Genomic DNA, 24074 nt, shown 5'->3' with positions numbered 1-24074 from the left:
ACCGTTGCCGCGCGTGCGCTTGCTCACTGAATCGAGACCAATGGGAGCATGATGAAAGGGTGACGGCGATTTACCAGACCGTGGTCGTCTTCGCGGTCCTCGGCCTGCTGGCGCTGGTGTTGCGGTACTTCGTGGGCAACGACAGGCGGGCCGTGCCGGATCTCGACGGCACGGACTTCGGGTTGCTGAGCGAGGTGGCCGTCGTGCCCACCGAACAGGCCGCGAACGTCCTCGTGGAGAAGCTGAAGCGCAACGGGGTGCGTGCCACGCGTTCGCGGAACGCGCCCTACCGGGTGATGGTGTTCCCGGCGGACGTCGCGAACGCGCGGCTGGTGCTCAGGACGTGAGTTCGACTTTCAGGCGAACCGCGCGAGCCAGCGAGCGCGATCAGGAGCTCACGCGCTCCACGTCGGCGCCCAGCTTGCGGAGGTTCTCCACGAACCCGGGGTACCCGCGCTCGATGTGGAAGATCTCGTAGATCTCGGTGGCCCCGTCCGCGCACAGACCGGCGAGGACGAGCCCCGCACCGGCGCGGATGTCCGACGCCCACACCGGCGCGCTGGACAGCCGCTCGACGCCGCGGATCACGGCGTGGTGGCCGTCCGTGCGCGCGTCGGCCCCGAGCCGGATCATCTCGTCGATGAACCGGAACCGCGCCTCGAACAGGTTCTCGGTGATCATCGCGGTGCCCTCGGAGACCGTGGACAGGGCGATCGCGAACGGCTGGTTGTCCGTGGCGAACCCCGGGTACGGCAGCGTGACGAAGTCGACGGCCTTCGGACGGCCGTCCATGACGACGCGGAAGCCCTCGTCCTCGCCCTCGTAGACGGTGACCTCGGCGCCCGCCATGCGCAGCTTCTCGAGCACCAGGTCGAGGTGGTGCGGGTTGACACCGCGCACCCGCACGTCGCCGCGCGTCATGGCGGCGGCGAAACCCCAGGTGGCGCCGACGATCCGGTCGCCGATCACGCGGTGCTCGGTCGGCTTGAGCTCCTGGACGCCGTGCACGGTCAACGTGGACGTGCCCGCGCCCTCGAGCTTCGCGCCCATCTGCGTGAGCATCAGGCAGAGGTCGACGATCTCCGGCTCGCGCGCGGCGTTGTCGATGACCGTCGTGCCGTTGGCCAGCACGGCCGCCATCAGGATGTTCTCGGTGGCGCCCATGCTCGGGAAGTCGAGCCAGATCTGCGTGCCGTGCAGCCCCTCGGCCTCGGCGACGATGCAGCCGTGCTCGATCCACGTCTTGGCGCCGAGCTTCTCGAGGCCGCTCTGGTGCATGTCGAGCGGCCGCGAGCCGATCGCGTCACCACCCGGCAACGCCACGACCGCGCGCTTGCACCGGCCGACCAGCGGCCCCAGCACGCAGATCGACGCCCGCAGCTTGCCCATCGCCTCGGAGTCGGCGTGGTAGCTGAGCTCGGCGGGCGTCGTGATCCTCGCCACGTCACCGTCCAGCTCGACCTCGCAGCCGAGGCTGCGCAGCGCGTCCGCCATCAGCGGCACATCGAGGATGTCCGGGCAGTTGGTGATGGTCGTGGTGCCCTCGGCGAGCAGGGCGGCCGCCATCAACTTCAGGACGCTGTTCTTGGCGCCGACGACATCAACTTCGCCGACCAGACGTGCGCCACCGTGTACCCGGAAATGCTCGCTCACGCGGCAATCCTACGGACGGTCATAGAGTGCCGGTCATGGCGGTGCATCTCACCAAGATCTACACACGGGTCGGCGACGACGGCACGACCGGACTCGGCGACTTCTCACGGGTCCCGAAGACCTCACCTCGCATCGAGGCCTACGCGGACGTGGACGAAACGAACGCCTCTCTGGGCGTGGCCCTGGCGCTCGGTCAGCTGGCCCCGGACGTGCACGACGTCGTGCGCAAGGTGCAGAACGACCTGTTCGACGTCGGAGCGGACCTGTGCACGCCGATCGTGCCGGACCCCAAGTACCCCCCACTGCGCATCACCCAGGCGTACGTGGACCGGCTGGAGGGGTACTGCGACACGTTCAACGAACGCCTTGGCAAGCTCGACTCGTTCATCCTGAACGGCGGCACGCCCGGCGCGGCCCTGCTGCACCAGGCACGCACGATCGCGCGCCGTGCCGAGCGGCGGGCGTGGTCGTTGATCGAGGCCGACGCGGAGCACACGAACGTGCTCACGGCGAAGTACCTGAACAGGCTTTCGGACCTGCTGTTCATCCTGGCGCGCGTGGCGAACCCGGACGGCGACGTGCTCTGGCAGCCGGGCGAGAACGCCTGAAAGTGATGAGGGGAGCTTTCATGAACCTCAGGTTGATCTGGTGTTTTAACCAGGAGGCTCCTGATCTTTGACATAGGCACGGCCACCGCTTGATCATCTTCGGGTTCCGTCCAAAGAACTCGATCATGACAAGTGGTGGCCGTGTCTCCTAGTGTGCCTGATCAAGGTCTGAGTGCCCAAGTCCGGGTGCTGCAACGGTTCCGGCGCGAGCTCTATGACTGTTTCGGCGCGTGGCGGGACACGTTGTTCGAGCTGGTGGACGCGTTGCTGGTGAGTCCGCAGCGGCCGTCGTCGGTGCCGTGGCTGACGTTGGAGACGCCGCTGCGACGCGGGCACGGCAGCGTCTACAAGGCGTTGAAGCATGGCCGGGTCGACACCCAGGGGCTCGCGCGGACGTTGACCCGGCTGGTGATCGGCTCCGCGGACGTGGCCGATCCGCTGGTGTTCGCGCTGGACTGTTCGCAGTGGCCCCGTCCAGGCGCGGTCACCAGCCCTGGCCGGACGCTGAACTACGACGCGGCCAAGGACCGGCGTGACCGGCGGGCACCGGTGACCGAGGGCTGGTGGTTTCAGTGGCTGGCCGCCACCAACAGCGAGCACTCGTCGTGGGCGCCGCCGGTCGACCTGGCCCGGATCGGCCCCGATGACAACCATCACGCGGTCGCGGTGACCCAGATCAGGTCCCCGCTCGACCGGTTGCCCGCCGACCGGCCGCACGTGCCGGTGGTGTGTCTGGACGGTGACTACAGTGCGTCCTGGATCGGCCGGCAGCTGGCCGGACTGCCGGTGCAGATGCTGATCCGGGTGCGGTCGGACTCGGTGATGCGCACCGACCCGCCCCCGCGCCGGGCCGGGGCTCGCGGCCGGCCGCCGGTGCACGGACCGGCGATGAAACTGCCGGAGATGGCCAGCTGGCCCGAGCCCGACGAGATCAGGATCGTGCCACCCCGGCCGGACCGGGGCCGCCGGCACGAGCTGTCGGTACTGGCCTGGCACGGCCTGCACCCGCGGCACTCCAAGAAACTCGACGAACCCGGCCGGACCCCGCACCCAGGCAAGGCACGGGAGATCGTGCGCGGCAGCGTGATCCGCATCCACTCCGCGGCACCGGACGAGAAACCGATCTGGCTTTTCTGGACCAGACCGGGCGGCTCGTTCGACCTGGACCGGCTCTGGCGGGCCTACCTGCGCCGCTTCCACATCGAGCACCTGTTCCGGTTCATCAAACAGCACCTCGGCTGGACCGCACCGAGGCTGCGCACCCCCGAACAGGCCGAACGATGGAGCTGGCTGATCGCCGCCTCCTACACCCACCTGCACGCCGCCCGCGACCTCGTCGCAGACCACCGCCTGCCCTGGGAACGCGCGGGCCTGATGTCCCCGCTACGGGTCAAACGCGGATTTCGGATACTTCAGCCCGAGCTGGACACCCCGGCCAAGTCCCGCAAACCCTCCCAGCCCGGCCCCGGCCGCCCACCCGGACGCACCTCCACACCCGCACCCCGCCACCCCGTGACCCGCAAACACCCCAGCTCACCCAAACCCAAGACACACAACAAGAAACGAGCCGCCGCTGACGCGACGGCCCGCTAAAGAGCTCACCTGAGGTTAAAACACCAGGTTTATGAAAGCTCCCCTCATCAACCTAGGAAGCCCAGGGAATGGAACGGCCCGGAGGCGCTGACTCCAACCAGGACAGGAATCCTGTCAGCGCGTCCGGGCCCATCGCGATCTCGACCTCACCCGAGGCGGACCGGCACCGCAGCACTGTGGCACCGACCGGCATGGCGTACGCCTCCGGCCCTGTGGGCTCACGGCGCGCGTCGATCTCGAGCCCGTCTCTGGAGATCAGCTGGTTGGGCCCCGACCCGAGCGAGAGCACCCGGAACCAGGCGAACTTGTCGCCCCGGTAGTGCCCCACGCCCAGGTGCCAGCCACGTCCACGGTCGTCGAACTGACTGCGCAGCGCGACGTGCACGCCACCCTCACGCAGCAGCCGGATGCGGCGCCAGGCGAAGTAGGCGATGACGATCGCCACTCCAAGAAGGATCAGTCCGGCAATCTCGGTGATCCCCACGGCTGGGCCCTCGCGCCCGGTCTCAGGCCGACTGTTCCACGGCCCGCACGCGCGCTGCCGCCCGTGCGCGCTCTGCGTCGTCCGCGTCCTGCAGCGCCGTCCGCGCCGCGGTCACGTCGATCTCGCCCGCGAGCTCGGCGTCCTCGGCGAGAATCGATACGCCGGTGCCGGTCACGGACAGGAAGCCACCATGCACGGCAGCGGTGACCAGGCCACCGTCCGTCGTGCGGATACGCACCACGCCGCCCTCGACCAGCTGGCCGAGAACGGGCTCGTGACCGGGCAGGATGCCGATCTCGCCCTCGGTCGTCTGCGCCGAAACGGAGGTGGCCGTACCGGACCACAGTCGGCGTTCAACGGCGACCAGTTCTACGGTCATCTCGGCCACGCGTATCTCCCTCGTCGTCTGGAGTCGAACTGAGTCTAAACGGTCGCCTGACGACCTTGCCGCCCGCCCGGTGTCAGGACCTACGACAACCGCCGGAGGGGGACCTGCAGGACTTCGAGGACTTCGTGGCGCTGCGCTCGCAGGCGCTGTCGCGCACCGCCCACCTGCTCCGCGGCGGCGACAAAGGTGCTGCTGAGGACATTGTGCAGGACGTCCTCATGAGCAGTTGCGGCAGGTGGCGCCGGATCAGGACCTGAGCCGGACGTCCTGCGAAACGCGGTCGGCCGCGATGAGACTTCGGTCACGGGCTCGGCCGGCCGCCAGGTGCCTGATCGCCGTGCCAGGAACGCCAGAGCGTCGCGTAGGTGCCGTCCCTGGCCACCAGGTCGTCGTGGGAGCCCAGTTCCACGATGCGGCCCGCGTCGACGACAGCGATCCGGTCCGCGTCCCGCGCGGTCTGCAGCCGGTGCGCGATCGCGATCACCGTGCGTCTCTCCCGCACGGCCGCGATCGCGCGCTCGGCGTGCCTGGCCGTGGCCGGGTCGAGCGAGGACGTCGCCTCGTCCAGCACCAGCGTGTGCGGGTCGGCGACCTCCACCCGCGCGAGCGCGAGTTGTTGCGCCTGCGCGGGATCGAGCTCCACCCCACCCGCGCCGAGAACCGTGTCGAGCCCTTCGGGCAGTTCGTCGAACCAGCACGCGTCAACGGTCCGCAGCGCTTCGGCGAGCCGCTCATCCGGGGTGTCCGGCGCCGCCATGGCCAGGTTCTCCCTGACCGTGCCGATGAAGACGTGATGCTCCTGCGTCACCAGCACGATCCGCTGCTCACCGGCTGCCGCGAGGTCCGCCACCGGGACCCCGCCGACGAGCACCGACCCCTCCGCCGGCCGGTCGACACCCGCGACCAGCCTGCCCAGCGTCGACTTCCCGGCACCCGAGACCCCGACGATCGCCAGCCGTTCTCCCGGCTGCACCACGAGATCGACCCCGTGCAGCACCTCGTGTCCGTCCACATAGGAGTAACGGACCCCACTCGCCTCGACGCGGTCGTCCGCCGGCTCGCGGACGGCGGGCGCCGGTTCGACGTCGGCACCGATCCCCTCGACGCGTGCGAACGACGCACCGCCGCGCTGCAGGAACTCGACCCACAGCATGATCCGCTCCAACGGTTCCACGAGCCGCCACACCCAGAGCCCGGCCGTGACGACCACCTCGATGCCCACGCCGTCCGCCGCGTAGGCCACGCCACCGACGAGGAGCACCAGCGCGGTCGGCAGCGTGCTCACGAAGGTGACGACGGGGAACAGGACGTTCCGCAGCCGCATCGTCCGCAACCGCGTCCGGTACGACCGCGCGATCGCGGCGTCCGCCGCGGCCACCATCCGGTCGCGCAGCCCGTACGTCTCGATCGTCCTGCCGCCTTCGCCCACCGCGGCCGAAATCTCCGCCACATCGGCGGCTGCCTGCGTCTCGGCGAGGTACGCGTCGCGCGCACGGGCGAGGTACCAGCGCAGAACCCATACGACGAACGGCATCCCGGTCAGCGCGACCAGCCCCAGCACCGGATCCAGCCAGAACACCGCCACGAACACGACCACCAGGTGCACCACCCCGGTGAACACCTCGGGCACGCCGTCCCGCAGCGCCTGGCCGACCGTGCCGACGTCACTCGTCACGCGGGTGAGCAGGTCGCCGGCGCTCCGCCGGTCCACCACCCGCGCCGGCAACGCCAGCGAGCGGTGCACCGCCTCCTCGCGCAACGAGCCCAGCAACCGTTCGCCGAGCCTCGTCGTCTGCAAAGCGCTGTACCGCACCAGGAACAGGTGCGCGACCGCCGCGCCGAGCACACCCAGCGCGATCAGGTCCACAGTGGACAGAGTCAGTCCACCGTCCTCGATCCCGCCCACGATCCTGCCGAGCAGGTACGGCCCGACCAGCCCCGTCAACGCCGTCAACGCGGTCAGCACGAGGACCACGGCCAGTGCCCGCCGTTCGACCCGCATCAACCGCACGGCGGCCCGGCGCACCTCCCGGCGACCGGCGATCGGCAGCCGGTTCACCTGCTGTCCTCCAGGTGCACCGTCTGGTCCGCCTGCCCGGCCCACAGCGGCGATGCCGACACGACCACCGTCGTCCGCCCGCACCGCGCCTGTTTCACGCGCTGGGCCACCGCCGCCTCGGTCACCGCGTCGAGCGCCGACGTCGGCTCGACGAGCACCAGCACGTCCGGTTCGCTGAGCAACGCCCTGACGAGCCTGAGCCGCTGCCGCTGACCGCCGGAAACGTTGCGCCCCTGCGACTCCAGGTGCGAGTCGAGCCCGTCCGGCAACGCCTCCACGACGTCCACCGCCGCGGCCGCCCACAGCGCCTGCTCGAGTTCGGCCTCGCTGTGTTCGGCCACCGACACCGCCTCGCGCACCGACCCGGAGAACAGGTAGTCGTCGTTGTCCGCCACGACGCCCGGTAACCGTTCCACGGCCTCGCGCGCCAACGCCGCGTTCGCCGACACGACCACCGTCAGCTCACCGCTCTTCACCTCCAACGGCTCGGCGTCGCCCTCCCCGTCGTCCGGCCGCAACCTCAGCAGGCCCACCACCCGTCCCGCCGACACCAGCGCCCGCGGGATGTCGTCCGCCCCCTCGATGAAGAAGCTGACCGGCACGATCAACGTCGTGACGTACAGGTACACCGCGACCATCTCCTCGACGGAGATCGCGCCGGTCACGGCCATCCGCGCCACGATCCACGTGACGACGGCGAGGAACAGCGCCGGCAGCCCTCACGTGAGCGCGTGCACCCAGCTCAGCCACACCGACACCCGGTAGCCGTTCCGCAGCACCTCACGCGACTTGGCCCGGAAGCGCTCCTCGAACGCCGGCTTCCCGCCGATGCCCGACAGCACCCGCAACCCGGCCACGATGTCCCCGGCCCGCGAGCTCAGCTCCCCCTGCCGTTGCCGGTAGCCGGCCTCCACGGCGTGCAACCGCCGCAACACCGGCCCGGTGACCACGGCCAGCACCGGCACGCCCAGCAACACGACCACGGCGACGAGCGGTGAGATCCGCACGAGCAACACCGCCGTCACCGCGTACGCGATCACCGCACCGACACCGGGCCCGGTACTGGTGAGCGCGTGCGCGATCCGCGTGGTGTCGCCGTTCTGCAGGTACGTCAGCTCGCCGGTGGACAACTTCCTCCGCACCACACCGCCAAGCCGCGTGACGTGCCGGACCACCACCTGCGCCGTGCGCAACGCGGCATCGGTCCGCACCAGCGTCATCGTGCGGTGCCGGGCGATCCCGACGAGCGACAACAGCCCGGCCACCACGACCAGCGCCACGCACCACCACACCAGCGCGCCGCGATCCCCGCCCCGCAGACCGTCCTTGATGGCCCTGGTGATCAGGTACGGCGGCAGGATCAGCCCGCACATCCACAACGACCCCCACCACGCCCCGGCGAGCACCCGCCCCCGCTGCGCGAGCACGAGCCACCACAGGTACCGCCAGGGCGACCGGAGGTCGGGGGTACCGGGATCGGCGTACGGGACATGTCGGGCCATGAACCCGACCTTGCCATCACCCGCCGGTCGCGACGACCGATTTCGCCTTCAGCCCAATCGCACCAACGGCCGTTGCGCCCAACGCCGCAATGAACGCAAACGCGTAGAAGCCCCAAGGATGCGCCAATCCAGCCGTCAGCAGAGCCCCGCCGAGCAGCGGCCCGCTGATCGCACCCAACCGCCCGACCCCGGCGGCCCACCCGATGCCGGTGGCCCGGTTCTCCTCGTAAACCCGCCCCGCATAGGCATAAACGAGCACCTGCGCGCTGAACACGAAGCACCCGGCAAGAAGCACGGCGACATAGACCCCGACGCCCGCAGCTTGATGCTCAGCAACGCCAGGAACACCACAGCGGCCGCGAACCACCCGATGGCCGCGGGCCTGACCCCGATCCGGTCCGCCACCGCGCCGGCGATCAGCAGGCCGACGACCGCGCCGACGTTGAGCGTGAGCAGCAGCGCCAGCGCGGTACCGAGCTCATACCCCGCGCTGCGCATGATCTGCGGCAACCAGGTGTTGAGCCCGTACACGAGCAACAGCCCCATGAACGAAGCCACCCAGAACGCGATCGTCGCCTTCCGCAGCCCCGGCCGGAACAGCGACCCGACCGCCTCCATCGCGGGTGCCTTGCGCACCGCCGTCTCCGGCAAGTGCTTGACCATCAACGGAATCAGCACCAGCGCGGGCAACGCCCCCACCACGAACAGGGACCGCCAGCCGAGCTCGGGAATCAGCACGATCCCGAGCAGCGCCGTGATGACCGCGCCCACGTGGTACCCGGTCATGATGAGCGTGGTGGCGCGTCCACCCTGCCGCGGCCGCGCCTCGTTGACCAACGCGATCGCCGTGGGCAGGCACCCGCCGAGCCCGAGCCCGGCGAGGAACCTGAGGATCCCGAACGTCGTCGCGTCCGGCGCCGCGGCACAGGCGAGCGTGAACACGGAGAACCCGGCCACCGCGTAGATCATCACCTTGCGCCGCCCGATGACGTCGGTGATGGTCCCGATGACCAGCGCGCCGAGCATCATCCCGACCAGTCCCGCCGTCGACACCGCGCCGGCGGACGCGGTGGTGAGCAGCTTCTCCTGCAACAGCACGGGAATCACCGTGCCGAGCACCACGAGGTCAAAGCCGTCGAGCAGGACAGCGGTCCAGCACAGCGGCAACACCCATTTGTTCACGCGCGGTCTCCTCCTCGACGAGGCACAGGCATGAGTTGCCGTGCATCGTGCGACGCGGAGCACCACGAAACGAGACCGGTTTCCGTTCAACGGAAAACCAGCGCCGCACACCCCGGAAACGCCCGAAGGGCCGTCCCTCCACAAAGGAGGAACGGCCCTTCGAAAGCCAGAGAGCTAGCTCAGTTGCCGGCCAGCTTCTTGGCGTTGGCCTCGACGTCGTCCAACCCGCCGCAGGAGAAGAACGCCTGCTCCGGGAAGTGGTCGAACTCGCCCTTGCAGACGCGGTCGAACGCCTCGATCGTGTCCTTGATGGGCACGAACGAACCGGGCTGACCGGTGAACTTCTCGGCCACGATGAAGTTCTGGCCGAGGAAGCGCTCGAGACGACGCGCGCGACCGACGAGGACCTTGTCCTCCTCGGAGAGCTCGTCCATACCGAGGATGGCGATGATGTCCTGCAGCTCCTTGTACTTCTGCAGGATCCGCTTCACCTCCTGGGCGACCCGGTAGTGCTCCTCGCCGACGATCGACGGCTCGAGGATTCGAGACGACGACGACAGCGGGTCGACGGCCGGGTAGATGCCCTTCTGGGAGATCGGACGGGAAAGCTCCGTCGTCGCGTCCAGGTGGGCGAAGGTCGTCGCCGGGGCGGGGTCGGTGTAGTCGTCCGCGGGCACGTAGATGGCCTGCAGCGAGGTGATCGACTTACCGCGCGTCGAGGTGATGCGCTCCTGGAGCTCACCCATCTCGTCGGCCAGCGTCGGCTGGTAACCCACGGCGGAAGGCATGCGGCCCAGCAGGGTCGACACCTCGGAACCCGCCTGGGTGAACCGGAAGATGTTGTCGATGAAGAGCAGCACGTCCTGGTTCTGCACGTCGCGGAAGTACTCCGCCATCGTGAGAGCGGACAGCGCGACGCGCATACGCGTGCCGGGCGGCTCGTCCATCTGACCGAAGACGAGAGCGGTGTCCCCGAGAACACCCATCTCTTCCATTTCCAGCAGCAGGTCGGTGCCCTCACGGGTGCGCTCACCGACGCCGGCGAACACCGACGTACCGGAGAACTCACGCGCGATACGGGTGATCATCTCCTGGATGAGCACCGTCTTGCCGACACCCGCGCCGCCGAACAGGCCGATCTTGCCGCCCTTGACGTACGGGGTGAGCAGGTCGATGACCTTGATGCCGGTCTCGAGGATCTCGGTCTTGCCCTCGAGCTGGTCGAAGGCGGGCGCCTTGCGGTGGATGCCCCACTGCTCGCCGTCGCGGCCGAGGCCCGGCGTGTCGAGGCAGTCACCGAGGGCGTTGAAGACGTGGCCCTTGACGACGTCGCCGACGGGGACCGAGATGGCCTTGCCGGTGTCGGTCACGGTCGCACCGCGCACCAGACCGTCGGTCGGCTGCATCGAGATGGTGCGGACCAGGTTGTCGCCGAGGTGCTGAGCGACCTCGAGGGTCAGCGTCTTGGCGACGGCCTCGAAGGTGATCTCGGCGTGGCAGGCGTTGAACAGCTCCGGCACGGCGCCGCGCGGGAACTCCACGTCGACGACCGCACCGATCACCCGGACCACACGGCCGGTGCGGGTGGTGGTGGCAGTAGCACTCATGTCAGTCATCACTTCCTGCGCCACCGGTAAGCGCGGAGGCGCCACCGACGATCTCGCTGATCTCCTGGGTGATCTGGGCCTGACGGGCCGAGTTCGCCGCCCGGCTGAGGTTGCGCACGAGCTCCGTCGCGTTGTCCGTCGCCGCCTTCATGGCCGTACGACGAGCCGCCGACTCCGAAGCCGCCGCCTCCAGCATGGCCGAGAACAGCCGCGTCTTCACGTACTTGGGCAGCATCGCACCGAGCAGCGCTTCCGCACTGGGCTCGAAGTCGTACACCGCGCGCGGGCCCTTGGGGGTCTCACCGGTGTACTCGACGTCCATCGGCGCGATCCGCCTGGCGGTCGGCGTCTGGCTCAGCATGGACTTGAACTCCGTGTACACGACGTGGATCTCGTCCACGCCCTGCGCACCGTTCTCCGTGCCCTCCAGGAACGCCTCCACCAGCGCGTCACCCGCCTCGACGGCGTTGACGTAGTGCGGGGTCTGGGAGAACCCGCTCCACGACGCGGTGACCTCGCGACGGCGGAAGTTGTAGTACCCGATCGCCTTGCGGCCGGTCACGTACAGCACCGGCTCCTTGCCCTCGGACTTGAGCAGCTGGATCAGCTGCTCAGCGGCCTTGAGCACGTTCGCGTTGTAACCACCGCACATGCCCTTGTCACTGGTCACGACCAGGACGGCGGCACGCTTGGGGTTCTCGCGTTCCGACAGCAGCGGGTGGTCGAGGTTCGCCGAGGCCTCGGCCAACGCGGAGAGCACGTTCGTGATCTCGTCCGCGTAGGGACGCGAGGCCGCGACCCTGGTCTGCGCCTTGGCGAGGCGAGACGTGGCGATGAGCTCGTACGCCTTCGTGATCTTCTTGGTCGAGTTGACCGTTCGGATCCGCTGGCGGAGCTCCCGAATCTGTGCGCCCATGGCTCAGATCACTTCTTGGTGGGCTCGGGCTTGTGGACCTTCACCGACTCCTGGGCGACCTTGTCGGCGTCCATCGCCTTCTCGGGCGCCTCGTTGACGATCGTCGTGCCGTCCGAAGCGGTGAACTGCTTCTTGAAGTCGGCGACGGCGGCGGCAACGCGCTTCTGCGAGTCCTCGGGGAACTTCTTGGTCTCGACGATGCTGCTCAGCACGTCCGCGTGGTTGCGGCGCAGCGAGTCCTTGAAGTCCGCGACGAACCGGCGGATGTCCGCGACGGGGACGTCGTCCAGGTGACCCTTGGTCGCGGCGAAGATCTCGACGACCTGCTCCTCGACGGGGACCGGTGAGTACTGACCCTGCTTGAGCAGCTCGACCAGACGGGCACCGCGGTCCAGCTGGGCGCGCGACGCGGCGTCGAGGTCGGACGCGAACGCGGAGAAGGCCTCCAGCTCACGGAACTGCGACAGGTCGAGACGCAGCGAGCCCGCCACGTCCTTCATCGCCTTGATCTGCGCGGCACCACCGACGCGGGAGACGGAGATACCCACGTTGACGGCCGGGCGGACACCGGCGTTGAACAGGTCGGACTCGAGGAAGCACTGACCGTCGGTGATCGAGATGACGTTGGTCGGGATGTACGCCGACACGTCGTTCGCCTTGGTCTCGATGATCGGCAGACCCGTCATCGAACCGCCGCCGAGCTCGTCCGAGAGCTTCGCGCAACGCTCGAGGAGACGCGAGTGCAAGTAGAAGACGTCGCCGGGGTAGGCCTCGCGGCCCGGCGGGCGGCGCAGCAGCAGCGAGATCGCGCGGTACGCCTCGGCCTGCTTGGTCAGGTCGTCGAAGATGATGAGGACGTGCTTGCCCTCGTACATCCAGTGCTGGCCGATGGCGGAGCCGGTGTACGGCGCCAGCCACTTGAAGCCGGCGGAGTCGGAAGCCGGGGCGGCGATGATCGTCGTGTACTCGAGCGCGCCCGCCTCCTCCAGCGCGGTCTTGACGCCCGCGATGGTGGAGCCCTTCTGGCCGATGGCGACGTAGACGCAGCGGACCTGCTGCTTCGGGTCGCCCGACTCCCAGGCCTTCTTCTGGTTGATGATCGTGTCGATGCAGACCGCGGTCTTGCCGGTCTTGCGGTCACCGATGATCAGCTGGCGCTGGCCGCGACCGATCGGCGTCATCGCGTCGATGGCCTTGATGCCGGTCTGCATCGGCTCGGACACCGGCTGGCGCTGCAGCACCGAAGCCGCCTGGAGCTCCAGGGCGCGGGTGTCGTCAGCGACGATGTCGCCGAGACCGTCGATGGGCTGGCCCAGCGGGTTGACGACGCGGCCGAGGAAGCCGTCGCCGACCGGCACGGAGAGGACCTTGCCCGTCCGGCGGACCTCCTGGCCCTCTTCGATCTTGTCGAAGTCACCGAGGATGACCGCACCGATGTTGCGGACCTCGAGGTTCAGGGCGACGCCGAGGACGCCACCGGGGAACTCGAGCAGCTCGTTGGTCATCGTGCCCGGAAGGCCCTCGACGATGGCGATGCCGTCGTAGGTCTCGGAGACGGTACCGACCTCTTCCCGGCTGACCTCCGGGGAGTAGCTCGAGACGTACTTCTCGATCGCACTGCGGATCTCGTCCGACGAGATCGTCAGCTCCGCCATGTCGTTCCTGCTCTCACTTCTTCGTTCTTGGGAAAGGGCTCGGGGGCTAGCTGGCGAGATTGCGGCGCAGTGCCGCCAACCGGCCGGCGATGCTTCCGTCGATGATCTCGTCGCCGATCTTGATCTGGAGACCACCCGCGAGCGAGGCGTCCACCTCGACGTGCAGGGCGATCGGGCGCGAGTAGATCGTGGTCAGCGTCGCGGTCAGGCGGTCGACCTGCTCCGCGGTCAGCGCCACCGCGGACCGGACGTGCGCGACGGAACGCTGACGGCGCTTGGCCGCCAGGTCGGCGAGTTCGCCGAGGCCGTTCGCGACGCGAACACCGCGCGGGTGGCGGACCAGCTGGTCGACCAGCGTCTTGGTGACCGGGCTGACCTTTCCCTCGATGAGGGTGTCGACCAGCGCGACCTTGCCGTCGACGGCACCGGCGGGATCCGCCAGCAGGAGCTCGAGCTCGTTCGAACCCGCCACGATGCGGCCGAGCCGGAACAGCTCGTCCTCCACCGAGTCGAGCTGACCGTCACGCTCGGCACGCACCAGCAGCGCGGTGCGGGCGAGCGACTCGACGCCGTCGACGAGCTCACGCGGGCTGGACCAGCGCGCGGTGACGACGGCGACCAGCACCTGCAGGGTCTCCTCGCGCACCTTGCCCGCGAACAGACCACGAAGCAGCTGCTCGCGACCGGCCGCCTCGGACGAGGCGTCGGCGAGAGCACCGCGCAGCGTCCGCTGCTCGATCAGCAGGCCGAGCACGGCGAAGAGCTCCTCGCCCAGCTTGGCGAGGTCGTCCGTCGACGTGGTGGCGTCGGCCAGCTCCAGCAGCCGCAGTTCCGCGGCTGCCAGAGCTTCACGACTTGCGGCATGCAACGTCATCGGCTGCCTCTACTTGCTCGCCGGCGCCGCGACGGCGTCCAGCTCGTTGAGGAAGCGGTCGACGGTGCCGCGGCGGCGGGACTCGTCCTCGAGCGACTCGCCCACGACCTTGCTCGCCAGTTCGACGGCGGTGCGGCCGAGGTCGGCACGCAGCTCCGCGACGATCTGGGCGCGCTGAGCGTCCAGCTGGTGCTGGCCCTGCGCGACGATGCGCGCGGACTCGGCCTGCGCCTGCTCACGCAGCTCCTCGACGATCTGCAGGCCCTCGGCCCGGGCGTCGTCGCGGATGCGCGCGGCCTCGGCGCGAGCCTCGGCCAGCTGCTCCTTGTACTGCTCGAGAGTGCGCTGAGCCTCGGCCTGCGCCTGCTCCGCCTTCTCGATGCCACCCTCGATCTTGGCCGTCCGCTCCTCGTACAACGTCTCGAAGCGCGGTGACACGAACTTCTTGATGACGAAGAGGAGGAGCAGGAACGCGACGAGACCGAGGATGATCTCCGAGGTGTGCGGAATGACCGGGTTGACCGGACCCTCCGCCGCCAGGATGAGGGTGTCCATCACGGTTTCTCCTAACGCGATCTGGATTCGGTCAGGCAGTCGCGATGAAGTAGACGACGAAGCCGATCAGCGCGAGGACCTCGACGATGGCGAAGGTGGTCCACGCGAGGCCGAGCAGCACGCCGCGAGCCTCGGGCTGGCGGGCGGTGCCGCTGATGACCGAGGAGAAGATCAGACCCACGCCGATGCCCGGGCCGATGGCCGCGAGGCCGTAACCGATGGCCGCGAGGCCCTGGTTCAGGTTGACGGCGTCCTGGGCGATCTGGAGAGCGCTCACTGTTGCTGTTCCCTTTCCAACTCGGTCCGCGAGAGTTCGCGGATCGGAGGCTTTCTGCTGTTTCTCAGTGCTCTTCTGCCAGCGCCATGCCGATGTAGCTGGCAGACAGCAGCGCGAAGATGTAGGCCTGCAGGCACATGATCAGTGCCTCCAGGAAGGTCAGCGCGATGGCGAAGGCGAAGGACACCGGCGCCACGATGACGGTCAGCCCGCCATTGAGCAGCAGGAACTCACCGGCCAGGGTGAACACCAGCAGCAAGAGGTGACCCGCGAACATGGCAGCGAAAACTCGGATCGCCAGCGTGAGCGGGTTCAGGATGAACTTCTGGAAGAACTCGATCGGGATCAGCAGCGGGAGCACGAACCACGGCGCGCCCGGCGGAACCGTCTGGTGCTTCAAGTACCCCACAAAGCCGTGCCGCTTGAACCCGACGAAGTGGTACACCGGGTAAACAACGAGCAACGAAACGGCGAGCGGGAAGCCGATGTGCGACATCGTCGGGAACTGGACGATCGGGATGAGCCCGAACAGGTTGTTCACGAGGATGAAGGTGAAGATCGTGAGGATCAGCGGGATGAAGGGCTTGAAGTCCTTCGCGCCGATCTGCTCCCGGGCGATGTTGTTGCGCCCGAAGTCGTAAAGCGACTCGGCGGCGAACTGGAACTTGCCGGGGATCAGCTTCAGGTTGCGCGTGGCGGCGATGAAGAACACGCCGATGATCACGATCGACAGCACCAGCAGGACCATCGGCTTCGTGACCGAGCCGAAGATCGGCGGGAGGAAGAAGTCCTTCACACCGGGAGCGACGAACTCGCCCCCCGAGGCCAGCAACTTGGTCACTGTGTTCCTTCCGGTTCTCCCGGCCGGCGTTCACTCCGCCGGGGGAATCGTCACGATCTGGACTTAACGTACCTTACGGTTCGCAAGCGACTGCCAGAGGCACCCCTGCTATCGGGTGTCCCTGGACTGCGCGGACCATATCAGCAGGTCTCAGGTGCCTTCGGAGGCGGGGACCACCATCTGACTACGGCTGCGCTTGGAGGCTCTGGCCTCCAGGAACGACGTCACGAGCACCGTCGCCACCAGGGTGATTCCCAGTGCCTTGGGTTCGAGCCACGACTGGTTGCGCAGCAGGATCACGGCGAGTAGCAGGACGATCAGCTTGCCCATGAATCCGCCGAGTGCGGCGACCATCACGAACATCGGATCGAGCGCCGCCGTCTTGCGCATCAACAACAGCGTGGCAAGGCTCGAACCGATGGCGATCGCACCACCGATCAATGACCCGAAGAGACCAGCGCTCCCCCAGATCACACTTGACACGACGACGCCGAGGACAAACGTGGCGAGTGCGGCCCACGCCGCCTCGCGGAACATTTCCCCGGCGAGTCGCTGGACGGTCAGCTCGTGCGTGACGGCCTTGTCCGCGTCGCTCATGTCCCGAAGTGTAGGAACCCGCTTTTCACGCCGCGCAGGCAGCCCCTTCGAAACCGTCAGGACTTGCGGGCCTCGCGCAGCCGGGGAATGACGGAGACGACGAACGTCACGATCAACCCGATGACGAAGCACGTCCCCACGATGATGGGATCGAACAGCGTCAAAGCTACGGCTCCAAACGCAAGCACGCCCGCCCACAAATAGATGAGCAGAACCGCGCGCCGCTGCGAGTGGCCGATCTCCAGCAATCGGTGATGCAGGTGCATCTTGTCCGGCGAGAACGGACTCTCACCGCGGCGCGTCCGCCGAATGATCGCCATCAGCAGGTCGAGCAGCGGCACGAACAGCACCGCGGCGACCACGATCAGCGGCGAGAGCAGACCAAGCAGGTCGGCCGCGCTGCCGGTGGCCTGGTTGATCTTGCCGGACGCGCTGGTGGTGGCCGCGGCGAGCATGAGGCCGATGAGCATGGAACCCGAGTCGCCCATGAAGATGCGCGCGGGGTTGAAGTTGTGCGGCAGGAACCCGAGGCACGCGCCGGCCAGCACGGCGGCGATCAGGGCCGGCGGGTAGGCCTCGACGGCGCCCTGGCGCTCGACCAGCAGACCGATCGAGAACACCGCCGTCGCCGCCGCGGCGATGAGGCCGATGCCCGCGGCGAGCCCGTCGAGGCCGTCGACGAAGTTCATCGCGTTGATCATGGTGACCGCAAGCAGCACGGTCAGCAGCGCACCCTGGTTCTGGTCGAGCGAGATGGTCGCGCCGCCGTCCCACGGCACCCACGCGATCATCCACTGCAGACCGAACAACACGAGGATGCCCGCCGCGGTGACCTGCCCGGCGAGCTTGGTGAGCGAGTCCAGCTCGAACCTGTCGTCGATCGCCCCCACGAGCACGATGACGCCACCCGCGACGATGACGCCCCACGGATCGTTGGAGAAGTCGAACGCCGCCCGCAGCACCGGCAACTGGTGCGCCATGAACATTCCGCACAACACGCCGCCGTAAATGGCGACACCGCCCATACGCGGCATCGGCTGCACGTGCACGTCACGCTGCCGCGGATACGCCACCGCCCCGAGCCGGAACGCCATCGCGCGCACCAGACCCACGAGCAGAAACGTCACAACGGCAGCGACCAGCGCGACGAGCAGGTACTCGCGCACGGGAAGGACGAACGAGGATGCGGGCCCCACGGGCCTACCAATCAATCGGGGGTGTTCGGGGTGCTCGCCACGGTACTCGCGGCGACATGATCAATTCTGGCAGCCGCTGCTCAGCGCGCGACCTCGACCTCGATGCCGAGCACCTCGTTGACCTCTTCCCTGCTCACCGCGCCCTCGCGCAGGATCAGCGCGTCAGGTCCGGTGAGATCGACGATGGTCGAGGCGATGTTCTCACCGCTGAGCCCACCGTCGAGGTAGACGGGCACCGCGTCACCGAGCTGGTCCTGGGCCTCCTGCGCACTGGCCGCGGGGGCATGCCCGGTCTTGTTGGCACTGGACACGGCCATCGGACCGACGTCGCGGAGCAGTTCCAGCGCGACCGGGTGCAACGGCATGCGCAGCATCACCGTGCCGCGCGTCTGCCCCAGATCCCACGCGAGACTCGGCGCGTGCGGCAACACGATGCTCAACCCACCGGGCCAAAACGCCTCGATGAGCGCCCGAGCCTGCCGGGGCACGCTGAGAACCAGCCCGTCGATCGTGGTCCAGGACCCGACCAGCACCGGCACGGGCATGTCAGGCCCGCGTCCCTTGGCGTCGAGAAGACTCCGGACCGCTTCGGCGTCGAACGCGTCGCAGCCGATCCCGTAGACGGTGTCGGTGGGCAGGACGACAAGACGCCCGCTCCGCACCGCACCGGCGGCAGCGGCAAGTCCCGCCGCGCGGTTGCCCGGTTCGCTGCAGTCGTAGACCGTGCTCACCTCGCTGAGCCTAGCCCCGCAGCCTGACAGGGCGACGCAAGACCCATCCGACAACCCTGCGTGAGCCTTCCTGGAGCGCTGCCGTCGGTGGGTTGCGCAGCTCTAGGGAGATCATGGGCGAACAGCAGCCGGACCTCTACGCACCTTTGGATCCGCCTTCCAGTCCAACCCCGCGCACTGCTGCGATCCGCTGATCAGGATGTCTCACTGGCATCCGTAAGCGGCATTTTGGCTGTGCATGTCGTTGACCAGTCGCTTCATCTCGTCGTGCTGCTGCTGGCCTGGGTAGTCGGCGTGCGGACGGTGGGGCCAACGAGCGCCATGAGGTTTCCACCCTCGGGCGTCGTTACGGCAGCTTGGATGCGATCAGTTCAGCAGCCTGGGATGCGCGTTCGCAGGAGGCTGCGGTGTTCTCATTGGAGAGGTTCAAGGTTGAAATGACCGATACGGTCGACTTGTCAGTCACCGAGATCACGATGGTGCACTGGGACTTGGCACCGTCCGGGGCTTCGACCTTGGTCGCGTCGAACTCTCCGACCTTGATCTCGGAGACCTTGTCTCCCTGCAGGTTCAGGTCCTTGACTCCCGAGTCGGTGCGGATGCCCGCGCGAATTCGACCGCCACCAGACTTGAGCCAACCGCAACCGTCCGAGGAGGCGACCTTCTCCGCCTTGCCGGGGACCTCCATGCCCAGGCTGGTCGCCTCGGCGTCCGTGAGCAGATCGCAAGGCTTTACCGCCTCCAGCCCGGATGCGGCCTCTGAACTGGTCGTTGAAGTGTTTCCACCTTCTGCCGGCGTCGGGTTGGCGTTACCCGTGGTTCCGGTACAACCCGTGGTGAATGCGGCGATTCCGATCAGGGTGGCGATGAGGATGTGCTTCATGACTTCCCGTTGATTTTCTTGAGCGAGTCGGCGCCGGCCTGGTCGACGTTCTCGTACGAGGCGAAGCTCTTCTCGATCTGGTTCGTCAGTGAGGTAATCGCGCTGTTGACCTCGGTCAATTGCGCCGAGGGCTGCTGACCGAACATCACGTTCGTCTGAGGTCACTGCAGCCGCGTATCCATCACCGAGCTTCTTGTCCGCGCTGAGTTCCGCCTTGCGCTCCGTGATCACGATTGCAGTGAGCTTATGATCACCGTGTCGACCAGGTGTGGATCGACGGACAAGACTCGGTCTCGATGGCGATCGCGACTGCTTTGCCGCGCGTCAGCGATGGCGTGGAGCCCGCTACCGAAGATGCTGTCCCAGCCACCTTCGGAGGCCTTCGCAGCGAAGCTGCCGACCTTGCCGCTTGTCATCACTTCTTCTAACGCAGCTGCTCGACCCTCCCGAACGCGCTCTGTGGTCGAGCATGATCTTACAGTTGCGTGTCCGATTGAGGACGCGTTGAACTAACCAGCTCTGTTGGGTTGAAGCTCTGCATGGTGCCGGTGCCCAAGGACGGCAAGTCACATGGTCGCGCCGCCGGCGATCGACGGATGAAGCGCATCGCTGAGCTCCGTGCCCACGTTCGAGGTCCGCTGGCGACCTTCCCACATCCGGCTTGTTCCTCCGATCGGTTTTGCGCTCGGGGCAACTCCTTCCCCACGGACCGGTCCGTGGGCTTTCTTGACGAGTGCTCTGCCCACATCCCGTGACCGCCGTGTTCGGCACGTTCGAGCCGCCCGACCGGTTGGACGCCATCTGCCGGCTGTGCCTCTGCGCATGGTCCACCGACACGATGCCGATGGACCTGCTGGAACGGCTGGTCGTGCACATCAGTGCCGGGAACTTCCGCCGCGTGGGCTGAGCGTTCGACGACTGGAGGCCTCTCATGCCCGAAACAGACCTCGTCAAGCTCGGCGAGGAGATCATCGAGCTTGCCACCGCGTGGCCCGGCACGGATCTGGACAAGGCCGGCGAGTTCGCCCGGGACCTGGGCAGCGCGCTTCTGTCCGATGAGGACGACTGATGCGCGTCCTCGGTCTCCTGCTGGTACTGGTGGCCGCAATCGTGATCGCGATACTCGTTCCGTTGCCTGAGCACAGCGTCAGTACCCAGGGCAAGGCCACGAGCGTGACCACGTCCCTCGCCCTGCGCCAGAGCGTGGGCGAAGGCCCGGCGCCCAGATACGGCGGCACACCGATCCACGACGCGTGCTCGTTGATCACGATCGCCGACCTCGACCGGCTCGGCGTCACGCTCCACGACGGCTGGGTGGTGGCGCACGACTACCTGGACCGGGACGTCCCGCCGGCGGCCGCCGTCAGCCAACCGGCACTCGACCCCGCCAGCGCCTGCTCCCACCACCTGCAGAACGGGAACTCGCTGCTGATCGAGGTGCATCAGACGCCGTACAACTCGGCCGGGGACGTCGAGTCCGCGTCCGGACGAGCCGCCCGCAAGCAGGCCGACGCCCGCGTGGAGGACGAGCTCTCAGTCGCGCGGTGGCACGACACCGACTCGTGGGACATCGACCTCTGGCGGTCCGGCCTGCTCGTGCAGGTGTCGTTGACGACCGACAAGCCTGGCCCATACGGCCCGTTCGACGCGAAGACGTTCGCCACGAAACTCGAACCGCTCGTCAAAGCCGCCGTGCTGAGAGGACCGACCGCCCCGATGCGGCACTCCTACCCCGCACCGTTCGACAGGCTGAAGCACCCGTGCGAGATCGCCGGCACCGAGGCGTTCTACAAGTCTTTCCTCTCAACGCATTCTGCGGCGGCCGTGAAGACCCAGTTTCACCCCAGGCACGCGATGACCCCGATGGACCGTCATCCGGAGTCCGCGCTGCAAGGCGGAATGTTGTGCAAGCGGCACAACCTCGTGCCGGACGGAGTGACGAACCGCGCGGAGTACCGCGAACTCGACCTCACGACGCGATTCTGGGACAACCCTCAGGCAGCCGCCGACCGCAACGCCTACCGGTGCGATCCGCTGGACAAACACCCCGCCGGACCTCCGGTCGCGGTGTCACCCACCGTCGGAACCGGAGCGACCTGCATGACCGACCTGCAGATCAACTGGGCGCTGGACCTGCAGCTCGACAACGTCAACATCAGCCTCACTGCAGCACTCGGAGACCACAAGCTGACGGCCGGACAACGACGCGATCAGCTCCTGCCTGCGGCACAGGCGATAGCGGCAGCAGGTGTCGCGAACTGACCCGATCGGGTTTGCCGTACGCGCAACTAACCTTTGCCCCGGAACGACCCGGCACCATGCTCCGCATGAACCTCACCGTGCGAGCCGAGGAGCTGGGAGACGGCCTGCGCCGCCTCCGTGAGGCCGCAGGACTGTCGCTGGAACGAGCCGGCGAACGCATCGACGCCTCCGCCGCGAAGATGAGCCGCATCGAGAACGGCCTGCGCGAAGGCTCCATTGAGGACGTAGCCGCCCTTCTCGCCGTCTACGGCTGCGTCGGCCCACTCCGCGCCGAGCTGCTGACGCTCGCCCGCGAGGTGGACCGGCGCGGCTGGTGGCAGCGCACCAAGCCGACGTTCGACGAACGCGTCCGCACCCTCCTCAACCTGGAGAAGAAGGCGGACCTCATCGTCAACTACGAGTGCATGAACGTCCCGGGCCTGCTCCAGCTCCCCGACTACACCGAAGCTCTGCTGCACGAATGCGAACTGGTCCCCGCCGACGAGATCCCCAACCGTCTTGCGGTCCGCACGCAACGCCACTCGATCCTGCTACCGCCGAAGCCGGCGCGTCTGCTCGCGATCATCGATGAGCAGGTGCTGACCCGGCGGATCGGCAGCCCTGCTTTGATGCACCGCCAGCTCATCCATCTCGTGGAGGCCGCGCAGCTCACAAACGTCTCGTTGCGCGTGATTCACAACCTCGGAGCTCACGCGGGCGTGAACGGCGCGTTCGTGCTACTCAAGCGAGATGGCGGCCACAAGGTCGTCTACCTGGAGAACCTTACGTCCAGCCTGTTCCTCGAAGAGCCGCACGAGATCGAGTCGTACGAGACAGCCATTCGGCTTCTGGTCCGGCGTGCGCTGCCTGCGGAAGATCAATGGAGGTGATCACCAAGCTGGCACGTCGATGGGAACAGGGTGAACTGGCGTAAGAGCAGCTACAGCGGTAGCCAGGAGAACTGCGTCGAGGTGGCGTTGACCACCGCCCACGCCGGTGTCCGCGACTCCAAGCACCCCTCCGGACCTGCGCTTTCGTTCTCACTTAGCGCGTTCAGAGCCTTCCTGACCAGGACAAAGTTTTAACCCAAACAGGGCTAAGTAGTTCAACGCATCCCCCGAACGGACGCGCTTCGGTATGGTCATGAGCCGACCACGGAGCGCAATCGGGGAGGGTCGAGCTTCTGTGTCTGAAGAAGTGGTGACAAGCGGCAAGGTGGGCAGCTTCGCCGACAAGGCCGCCGGGGGCACCTGGGACAACATCTTCGGTGGCGGCTTGAGCGCCATCATGGACGCCGGCAAGGCCGTGGCGGTGGCCGTGGAGACGCAGCAACTGTCCGTCGATCCACAACTGGTCGACGCCATGATCAAAAAGCTGACCGCGATGCAGGACGAGCTCGACAAAGTCGGCCGGAAGTCAGCGGATCTCAGCACGCAAACCAAGCTCGGCGGGGGATACGCCGAAGCGATCAGCCAAGGCAACAGGACGTTCGGCACCGCGGCTCAGCAGACCATCAAGGACCTCGTCAAGGCGATCAACGACCTCAAGACGCAGATCGAGAAGAGCCGGGCAACCTATCAGAACGTCGACCAAGCAGGTGCCGACTCGCTCAAGAAAATTGGGAATTAATGAAGCGCATCCTCATCGCCACGACGGTAAGCCTGACTGTCCTCTCCGCTGGCTGCAGCAGCACTGGTACGACGGGTACGCCGACGCCGACGAACGGCAGCGCAACTCCGACCAGCAGCTCCAACACGGCCTCAGGCCTAGAGGCGGTCAAGCCGTGCGACCTGCTCACCGAAGCCGAGGTCACCAGCCTCGGCCTCAAGTACCCAGGCGAAGCAGAAAAGGTTGGTACCTCTGATGGCTGCGATTGGGCGGTCAGCGGCAACGGAGGGCTCCGCGTGGGCATCCGCACCGACTCTGGTCTCAAAGAGTTGAACCTCGACGGCGACAAGGTCTCGCAGACCAGAGTCGGCAAATACGACGCAACCAAGGTCGAGGCGCAGGACGGAGCGAAGAACATCTGCACGTTCGCAATCTCGGTCAGCGAGACGTCATCAATCGTGGTGATCGGAAACCTGACTGCCGCCTCAGAGGACACCGCAGCCGCTTGCCAACGGTCGTCCAAGGCCGCCGAGCTGATCGCACCGAAGCTGCCGTAACGACGCCCGAGGGGGGATTCTCATGGCACCCGTCGTCCAGCCCACTGTTCCAACGCCGAACGCGAAC

The 24074-nt window shown here is 67.5% G+C and carries 29 protein-coding genes and 1 pseudogene; 11 read left to right on the top strand and 19 right to left on the bottom strand.

Going from position 1 to position 24074, the window contains the following annotated elements; translation table 11 throughout:
* The first annotated feature begins 59 nt into the window (after positions 1-59).
* Positions 60-347: a hypothetical protein gene (locus ACRSBM_RS02895; protein WP_434439442.1), complete on the top strand. Its 288-nt coding sequence runs from the start codon at positions 60-62 to the stop codon at positions 345-347.
* Positions 348-387: 40 nt separating this feature from the next.
* Here the strand turns inward: ACRSBM_RS02895 and murA are convergent, their stop codons facing one another.
* Positions 388-1653 (bottom strand): UDP-N-acetylglucosamine 1-carboxyvinyltransferase, encoded by a 1266-nt coding sequence (gene murA, locus ACRSBM_RS02890; protein WP_434439439.1) that lies wholly within the window; start codon positions 1651-1653, stop codon positions 388-390.
* Positions 1654-1688: 35 nt separating this feature from the next.
* Between murA and ACRSBM_RS02885 the strand changes: the two genes are divergently transcribed.
* Complete coding sequence (locus tag ACRSBM_RS02885) at positions 1689-2261, top strand: cob(I)yrinic acid a,c-diamide adenosyltransferase (protein WP_434439438.1); 573 nt, start codon at positions 1689-1691, stop codon at positions 2259-2261.
* Positions 2262-2447: 186 nt separating this feature from the next.
* Entirely contained in the window at positions 2448-3854 is a 1407-nt protein-coding gene (locus tag ACRSBM_RS02880) for a transposase (protein ID WP_434439437.1), read from the top strand.
* Positions 3855-3906: 52 nt separating this feature from the next.
* On the opposite strand, the gene ACRSBM_RS02875 is transcribed toward ACRSBM_RS02880, so the two are convergent.
* A complete protein-coding gene (locus tag ACRSBM_RS02875) occupies positions 3907-4338 on the bottom strand; it encodes a DUF2550 domain-containing protein (protein ID WP_434439434.1) in 432 nt (143 codons plus the stop codon).
* Positions 4339-4360: 22 nt separating this feature from the next.
* Complete coding sequence (locus ACRSBM_RS02870) at positions 4361-4726, bottom strand: F0F1 ATP synthase subunit epsilon (protein ID WP_434439432.1); 366 nt, start codon at positions 4724-4726, stop codon at positions 4361-4363.
* A gap of 56 nt (positions 4727-4782) precedes the next feature.
* Here ACRSBM_RS02870 and ACRSBM_RS02865 point away from each other — a divergent pair, with 56 nt between their 5' ends.
* Complete coding sequence (locus ACRSBM_RS02865) at positions 4783-4983, top strand: hypothetical protein (protein WP_434439429.1); 201 nt, start codon at positions 4783-4785, stop codon at positions 4981-4983.
* 44 nt (positions 4984-5027) lie between these two features.
* On the opposite strand, the gene ACRSBM_RS02860 is transcribed toward ACRSBM_RS02865, so the two are convergent.
* The 16 genes and pseudogenes from ACRSBM_RS02860 to ACRSBM_RS02785 form a co-directional block, all read right to left on the bottom strand.
* On the bottom strand, positions 5028-6785 hold the full coding sequence (locus ACRSBM_RS02860; protein ID WP_434439426.1) for an ABC transporter ATP-binding protein: 1758 nt from the start codon (positions 6783-6785) through the stop codon (positions 5028-5030).
* The gene (locus tag ACRSBM_RS02855) at positions 6782-7456 is read right to left on the bottom strand and encodes an ATP-binding cassette domain-containing protein (protein WP_434439425.1); all 675 of its coding nucleotides are present in this window, start codon (positions 7454-7456) and stop codon (positions 6782-6784) included. The genes ACRSBM_RS02860 and ACRSBM_RS02855 overlap by 4 nt, the downstream gene beginning before the upstream one ends.
* Before the next feature lie 48 nt (positions 7457-7504).
* Positions 7505-8287: an ABC transporter transmembrane domain-containing protein gene (locus ACRSBM_RS02850; RefSeq protein WP_434439422.1), complete on the bottom strand. Its 783-nt coding sequence runs from the start codon at positions 8285-8287 to the stop codon at positions 7505-7507.
* A 16-nt stretch (positions 8288-8303) separates the two neighbouring features.
* Positions 8304-9457 (bottom strand): annotated as a pseudogene (locus ACRSBM_RS02845) (MFS transporter).
* Between the two features lie 191 nt (positions 9458-9648).
* On the bottom strand, positions 9649-11085 hold the full coding sequence (gene atpD / locus ACRSBM_RS02840) for a F0F1 ATP synthase subunit beta (RefSeq protein ID WP_434439419.1): 1437 nt from the start codon (positions 11083-11085) through the stop codon (positions 9649-9651).
* Positions 11078-11992: a F0F1 ATP synthase subunit gamma gene (locus tag ACRSBM_RS02835; RefSeq protein ID WP_319987399.1), complete on the bottom strand. Its 915-nt coding sequence runs from the start codon at positions 11990-11992 to the stop codon at positions 11078-11080. The genes atpD and ACRSBM_RS02835 overlap by 8 nt, the downstream gene beginning before the upstream one ends.
* 8 nt (positions 11993-12000) lie before the next feature.
* On the bottom strand, positions 12001-13647 hold the full coding sequence (atpA, locus tag ACRSBM_RS02830) for a F0F1 ATP synthase subunit alpha (protein WP_434439416.1): 1647 nt from the start codon (positions 13645-13647) through the stop codon (positions 12001-12003).
* 46 nt (positions 13648-13693) lie between these two features.
* Positions 13694-14521, bottom strand: coding sequence for a F0F1 ATP synthase subunit delta (locus ACRSBM_RS02825; RefSeq protein WP_434439414.1), 828 nt, complete (start codon positions 14519-14521; stop codon positions 13694-13696).
* 9 nt (positions 14522-14530) lie between these two features.
* A complete protein-coding gene (locus ACRSBM_RS02820; RefSeq protein WP_434439411.1) occupies positions 14531-15076 on the bottom strand; it encodes a F0F1 ATP synthase subunit B in 546 nt (181 codons plus the stop codon).
* 31 nt (positions 15077-15107) lie between these two features.
* Entirely contained in the window at positions 15108-15353 is a 246-nt protein-coding gene (locus tag ACRSBM_RS02815; protein ID WP_191301339.1) for an ATP F0F1 synthase subunit C, read from the bottom strand.
* A 64-nt stretch (positions 15354-15417) separates the two neighbouring features.
* The gene (gene atpB / locus ACRSBM_RS02810) at positions 15418-16194 is read right to left on the bottom strand and encodes a F0F1 ATP synthase subunit A (RefSeq protein ID WP_434439409.1); all 777 of its coding nucleotides are present in this window, start codon (positions 16192-16194) and stop codon (positions 15418-15420) included.
* A 150-nt stretch (positions 16195-16344) separates the two neighbouring features.
* Positions 16345-16791 carry a hypothetical protein gene (locus tag ACRSBM_RS02805; RefSeq protein WP_434439406.1) on the bottom strand — a complete coding sequence of 149 codons (447 nt, stop codon included), beginning with the start codon at positions 16789-16791 and terminating at the stop codon, positions 16345-16347.
* A gap of 56 nt (positions 16792-16847) precedes the next feature.
* On the bottom strand, positions 16848-17987 hold the full coding sequence (locus tag ACRSBM_RS02800; protein ID WP_434439403.1) for a glycosyltransferase family 4 protein: 1140 nt from the start codon (positions 17985-17987) through the stop codon (positions 16848-16850).
* Positions 17988-18067: 80 nt separating this feature from the next.
* Positions 18068-18718, bottom strand: a complete 651-nt coding sequence (locus ACRSBM_RS02795; protein ID WP_434439401.1) for an L-threonylcarbamoyladenylate synthase — start codon at positions 18716-18718, stop codon at positions 18068-18070.
* A 346-nt stretch (positions 18719-19064) separates the two neighbouring features.
* A complete protein-coding gene (locus ACRSBM_RS02790; protein WP_434439398.1) occupies positions 19065-19601 on the bottom strand; it encodes a DUF3558 domain-containing protein in 537 nt (178 codons plus the stop codon).
* Positions 19598-19747: a hypothetical protein gene (locus ACRSBM_RS02785; RefSeq protein ID WP_434439396.1), complete on the bottom strand. Its 150-nt coding sequence runs from the start codon at positions 19745-19747 to the stop codon at positions 19598-19600. The genes ACRSBM_RS02790 and ACRSBM_RS02785 overlap by 4 nt, the downstream gene beginning before the upstream one ends.
* A gap of 605 nt (positions 19748-20352) precedes the next feature.
* Here ACRSBM_RS02785 and ACRSBM_RS02780 point away from each other — a divergent pair.
* The 7 genes from ACRSBM_RS02780 to ACRSBM_RS02750 all read left to right on the top strand — a co-directional run bounded on the left by ACRSBM_RS02780 (position 20353) and on the right by ACRSBM_RS02750 (position 24007).
* Complete coding sequence (locus ACRSBM_RS02780) at positions 20353-20508, top strand: hypothetical protein (protein WP_434439394.1); 156 nt, start codon at positions 20353-20355, stop codon at positions 20506-20508.
* Between the two features lie 24 nt (positions 20509-20532).
* Positions 20533-20670, top strand: a complete 138-nt coding sequence (locus ACRSBM_RS02775) for a hypothetical protein (RefSeq protein WP_434439392.1) — start codon at positions 20533-20535, stop codon at positions 20668-20670.
* Positions 20670-21863, top strand: a complete 1194-nt coding sequence (locus ACRSBM_RS02770) for a hypothetical protein (RefSeq protein WP_434439390.1) — start codon at positions 20670-20672, stop codon at positions 21861-21863. Before ACRSBM_RS02775 ends, ACRSBM_RS02770 begins: the two co-directional genes overlap by 1 nt.
* A gap of 65 nt (positions 21864-21928) precedes the next feature.
* A complete protein-coding gene (locus ACRSBM_RS02765) occupies positions 21929-22732 on the top strand; it encodes a helix-turn-helix domain-containing protein (protein WP_434439388.1) in 804 nt (267 codons plus the stop codon).
* A 30-nt stretch (positions 22733-22762) separates the two neighbouring features.
* The gene (locus ACRSBM_RS02760) at positions 22763-22927 is read left to right on the top strand and encodes a DUF397 domain-containing protein (protein WP_434439385.1); all 165 of its coding nucleotides are present in this window, start codon (positions 22763-22765) and stop codon (positions 22925-22927) included.
* A 100-nt stretch (positions 22928-23027) separates the two neighbouring features.
* Positions 23028-23471 (top strand): type VII secretion target, encoded by a 444-nt coding sequence (locus ACRSBM_RS02755; protein ID WP_434439383.1) that lies wholly within the window; start codon positions 23028-23030, stop codon positions 23469-23471.
* Positions 23471-24007: a DUF3558 domain-containing protein gene (locus ACRSBM_RS02750; protein WP_434439380.1), complete on the top strand. Its 537-nt coding sequence runs from the start codon at positions 23471-23473 to the stop codon at positions 24005-24007. The genes ACRSBM_RS02755 and ACRSBM_RS02750 overlap by 1 nt, the downstream gene beginning before the upstream one ends.
* Positions 24008-24074: the final 67 nt, after the last annotated feature.

Source organism: Lentzea xerophila (assembly GCF_051094245.1).
GTDB lineage: Bacteria > Actinomycetota > Actinomycetes > Mycobacteriales > Pseudonocardiaceae > Lentzea > Lentzea xerophila.
Note: the sequence above shows the minus strand (reverse complement) of the source record. Positions and strands in the feature narration are given on the sequence as shown.

Bases quoted from the DNA above. Each gene is read 5' to 3' on its own strand.
- atpA (WP_434439416.1), bottom strand. From the start codon at position 13,647: ATGGCGGAGCTGACGATCTCGTCGGACGAGATCCGCAGTGCGATCGAG.
- ACRSBM_RS02825 (WP_434439414.1), bottom strand. From the start codon at position 14,521: ATGACGTTGCATGCCGCAAGTCGTGAAGCTCTGGCAGCCGCGGAACTG.
- ACRSBM_RS02785 (WP_434439396.1), bottom strand. From the start codon at position 19,747: ATGTTCGGTCAGCAGCCCTCGGCGCAATTGACCGAGGTCAACAGCGCG.
- ACRSBM_RS02850 (WP_434439422.1), bottom strand. From the start codon at position 8,287: ATGGCCCGACATGTCCCGTACGCCGATCCCGGTACCCCCGACCTCCGG.
- ACRSBM_RS02885 (WP_434439438.1), top strand. From the start codon at position 1,689: ATGGCGGTGCATCTCACCAAGATCTACACACGGGTCGGCGACGACGGC.
- atpD (WP_434439419.1), bottom strand. From the start codon at position 11,085: ATGACTGACATGAGTGCTACTGCCACCACCACCCGCACCGGCCGTGTG.
- ACRSBM_RS02765 (WP_434439388.1), top strand. From the start codon at position 21,929: ATGAACCTCACCGTGCGAGCCGAGGAGCTGGGAGACGGCCTGCGCCGC.
- ACRSBM_RS02820 (WP_434439411.1), bottom strand. From the start codon at position 15,076: ATGGACACCCTCATCCTGGCGGCGGAGGGTCCGGTCAACCCGGTCATT.
- ACRSBM_RS02775 (WP_434439392.1), top strand. From the start codon at position 20,533: ATGCCCGAAACAGACCTCGTCAAGCTCGGCGAGGAGATCATCGAGCTT.
- ACRSBM_RS02835 (WP_319987399.1), bottom strand. From the start codon at position 11,992: ATGGGCGCACAGATTCGGGAGCTCCGCCAGCGGATCCGAACGGTCAAC.
- ACRSBM_RS02855 (WP_434439425.1), bottom strand. From the start codon at position 7,456: ATGGCCGTGACCGGCGCGATCTCCGTCGAGGAGATGGTCGCGGTGTAC.
- ACRSBM_RS02750 (WP_434439380.1), top strand. From the start codon at position 23,471: ATGAAGCGCATCCTCATCGCCACGACGGTAAGCCTGACTGTCCTCTCC.
- ACRSBM_RS02790 (WP_434439398.1), bottom strand. From the start codon at position 19,601: ATGAAGCACATCCTCATCGCCACCCTGATCGGAATCGCCGCATTCACC.
- ACRSBM_RS02805 (WP_434439406.1), bottom strand. From the start codon at position 16,791: ATGAGCGACGCGGACAAGGCCGTCACGCACGAGCTGACCGTCCAGCGA.
- ACRSBM_RS02770 (WP_434439390.1), top strand. From the start codon at position 20,670: ATGCGCGTCCTCGGTCTCCTGCTGGTACTGGTGGCCGCAATCGTGATC.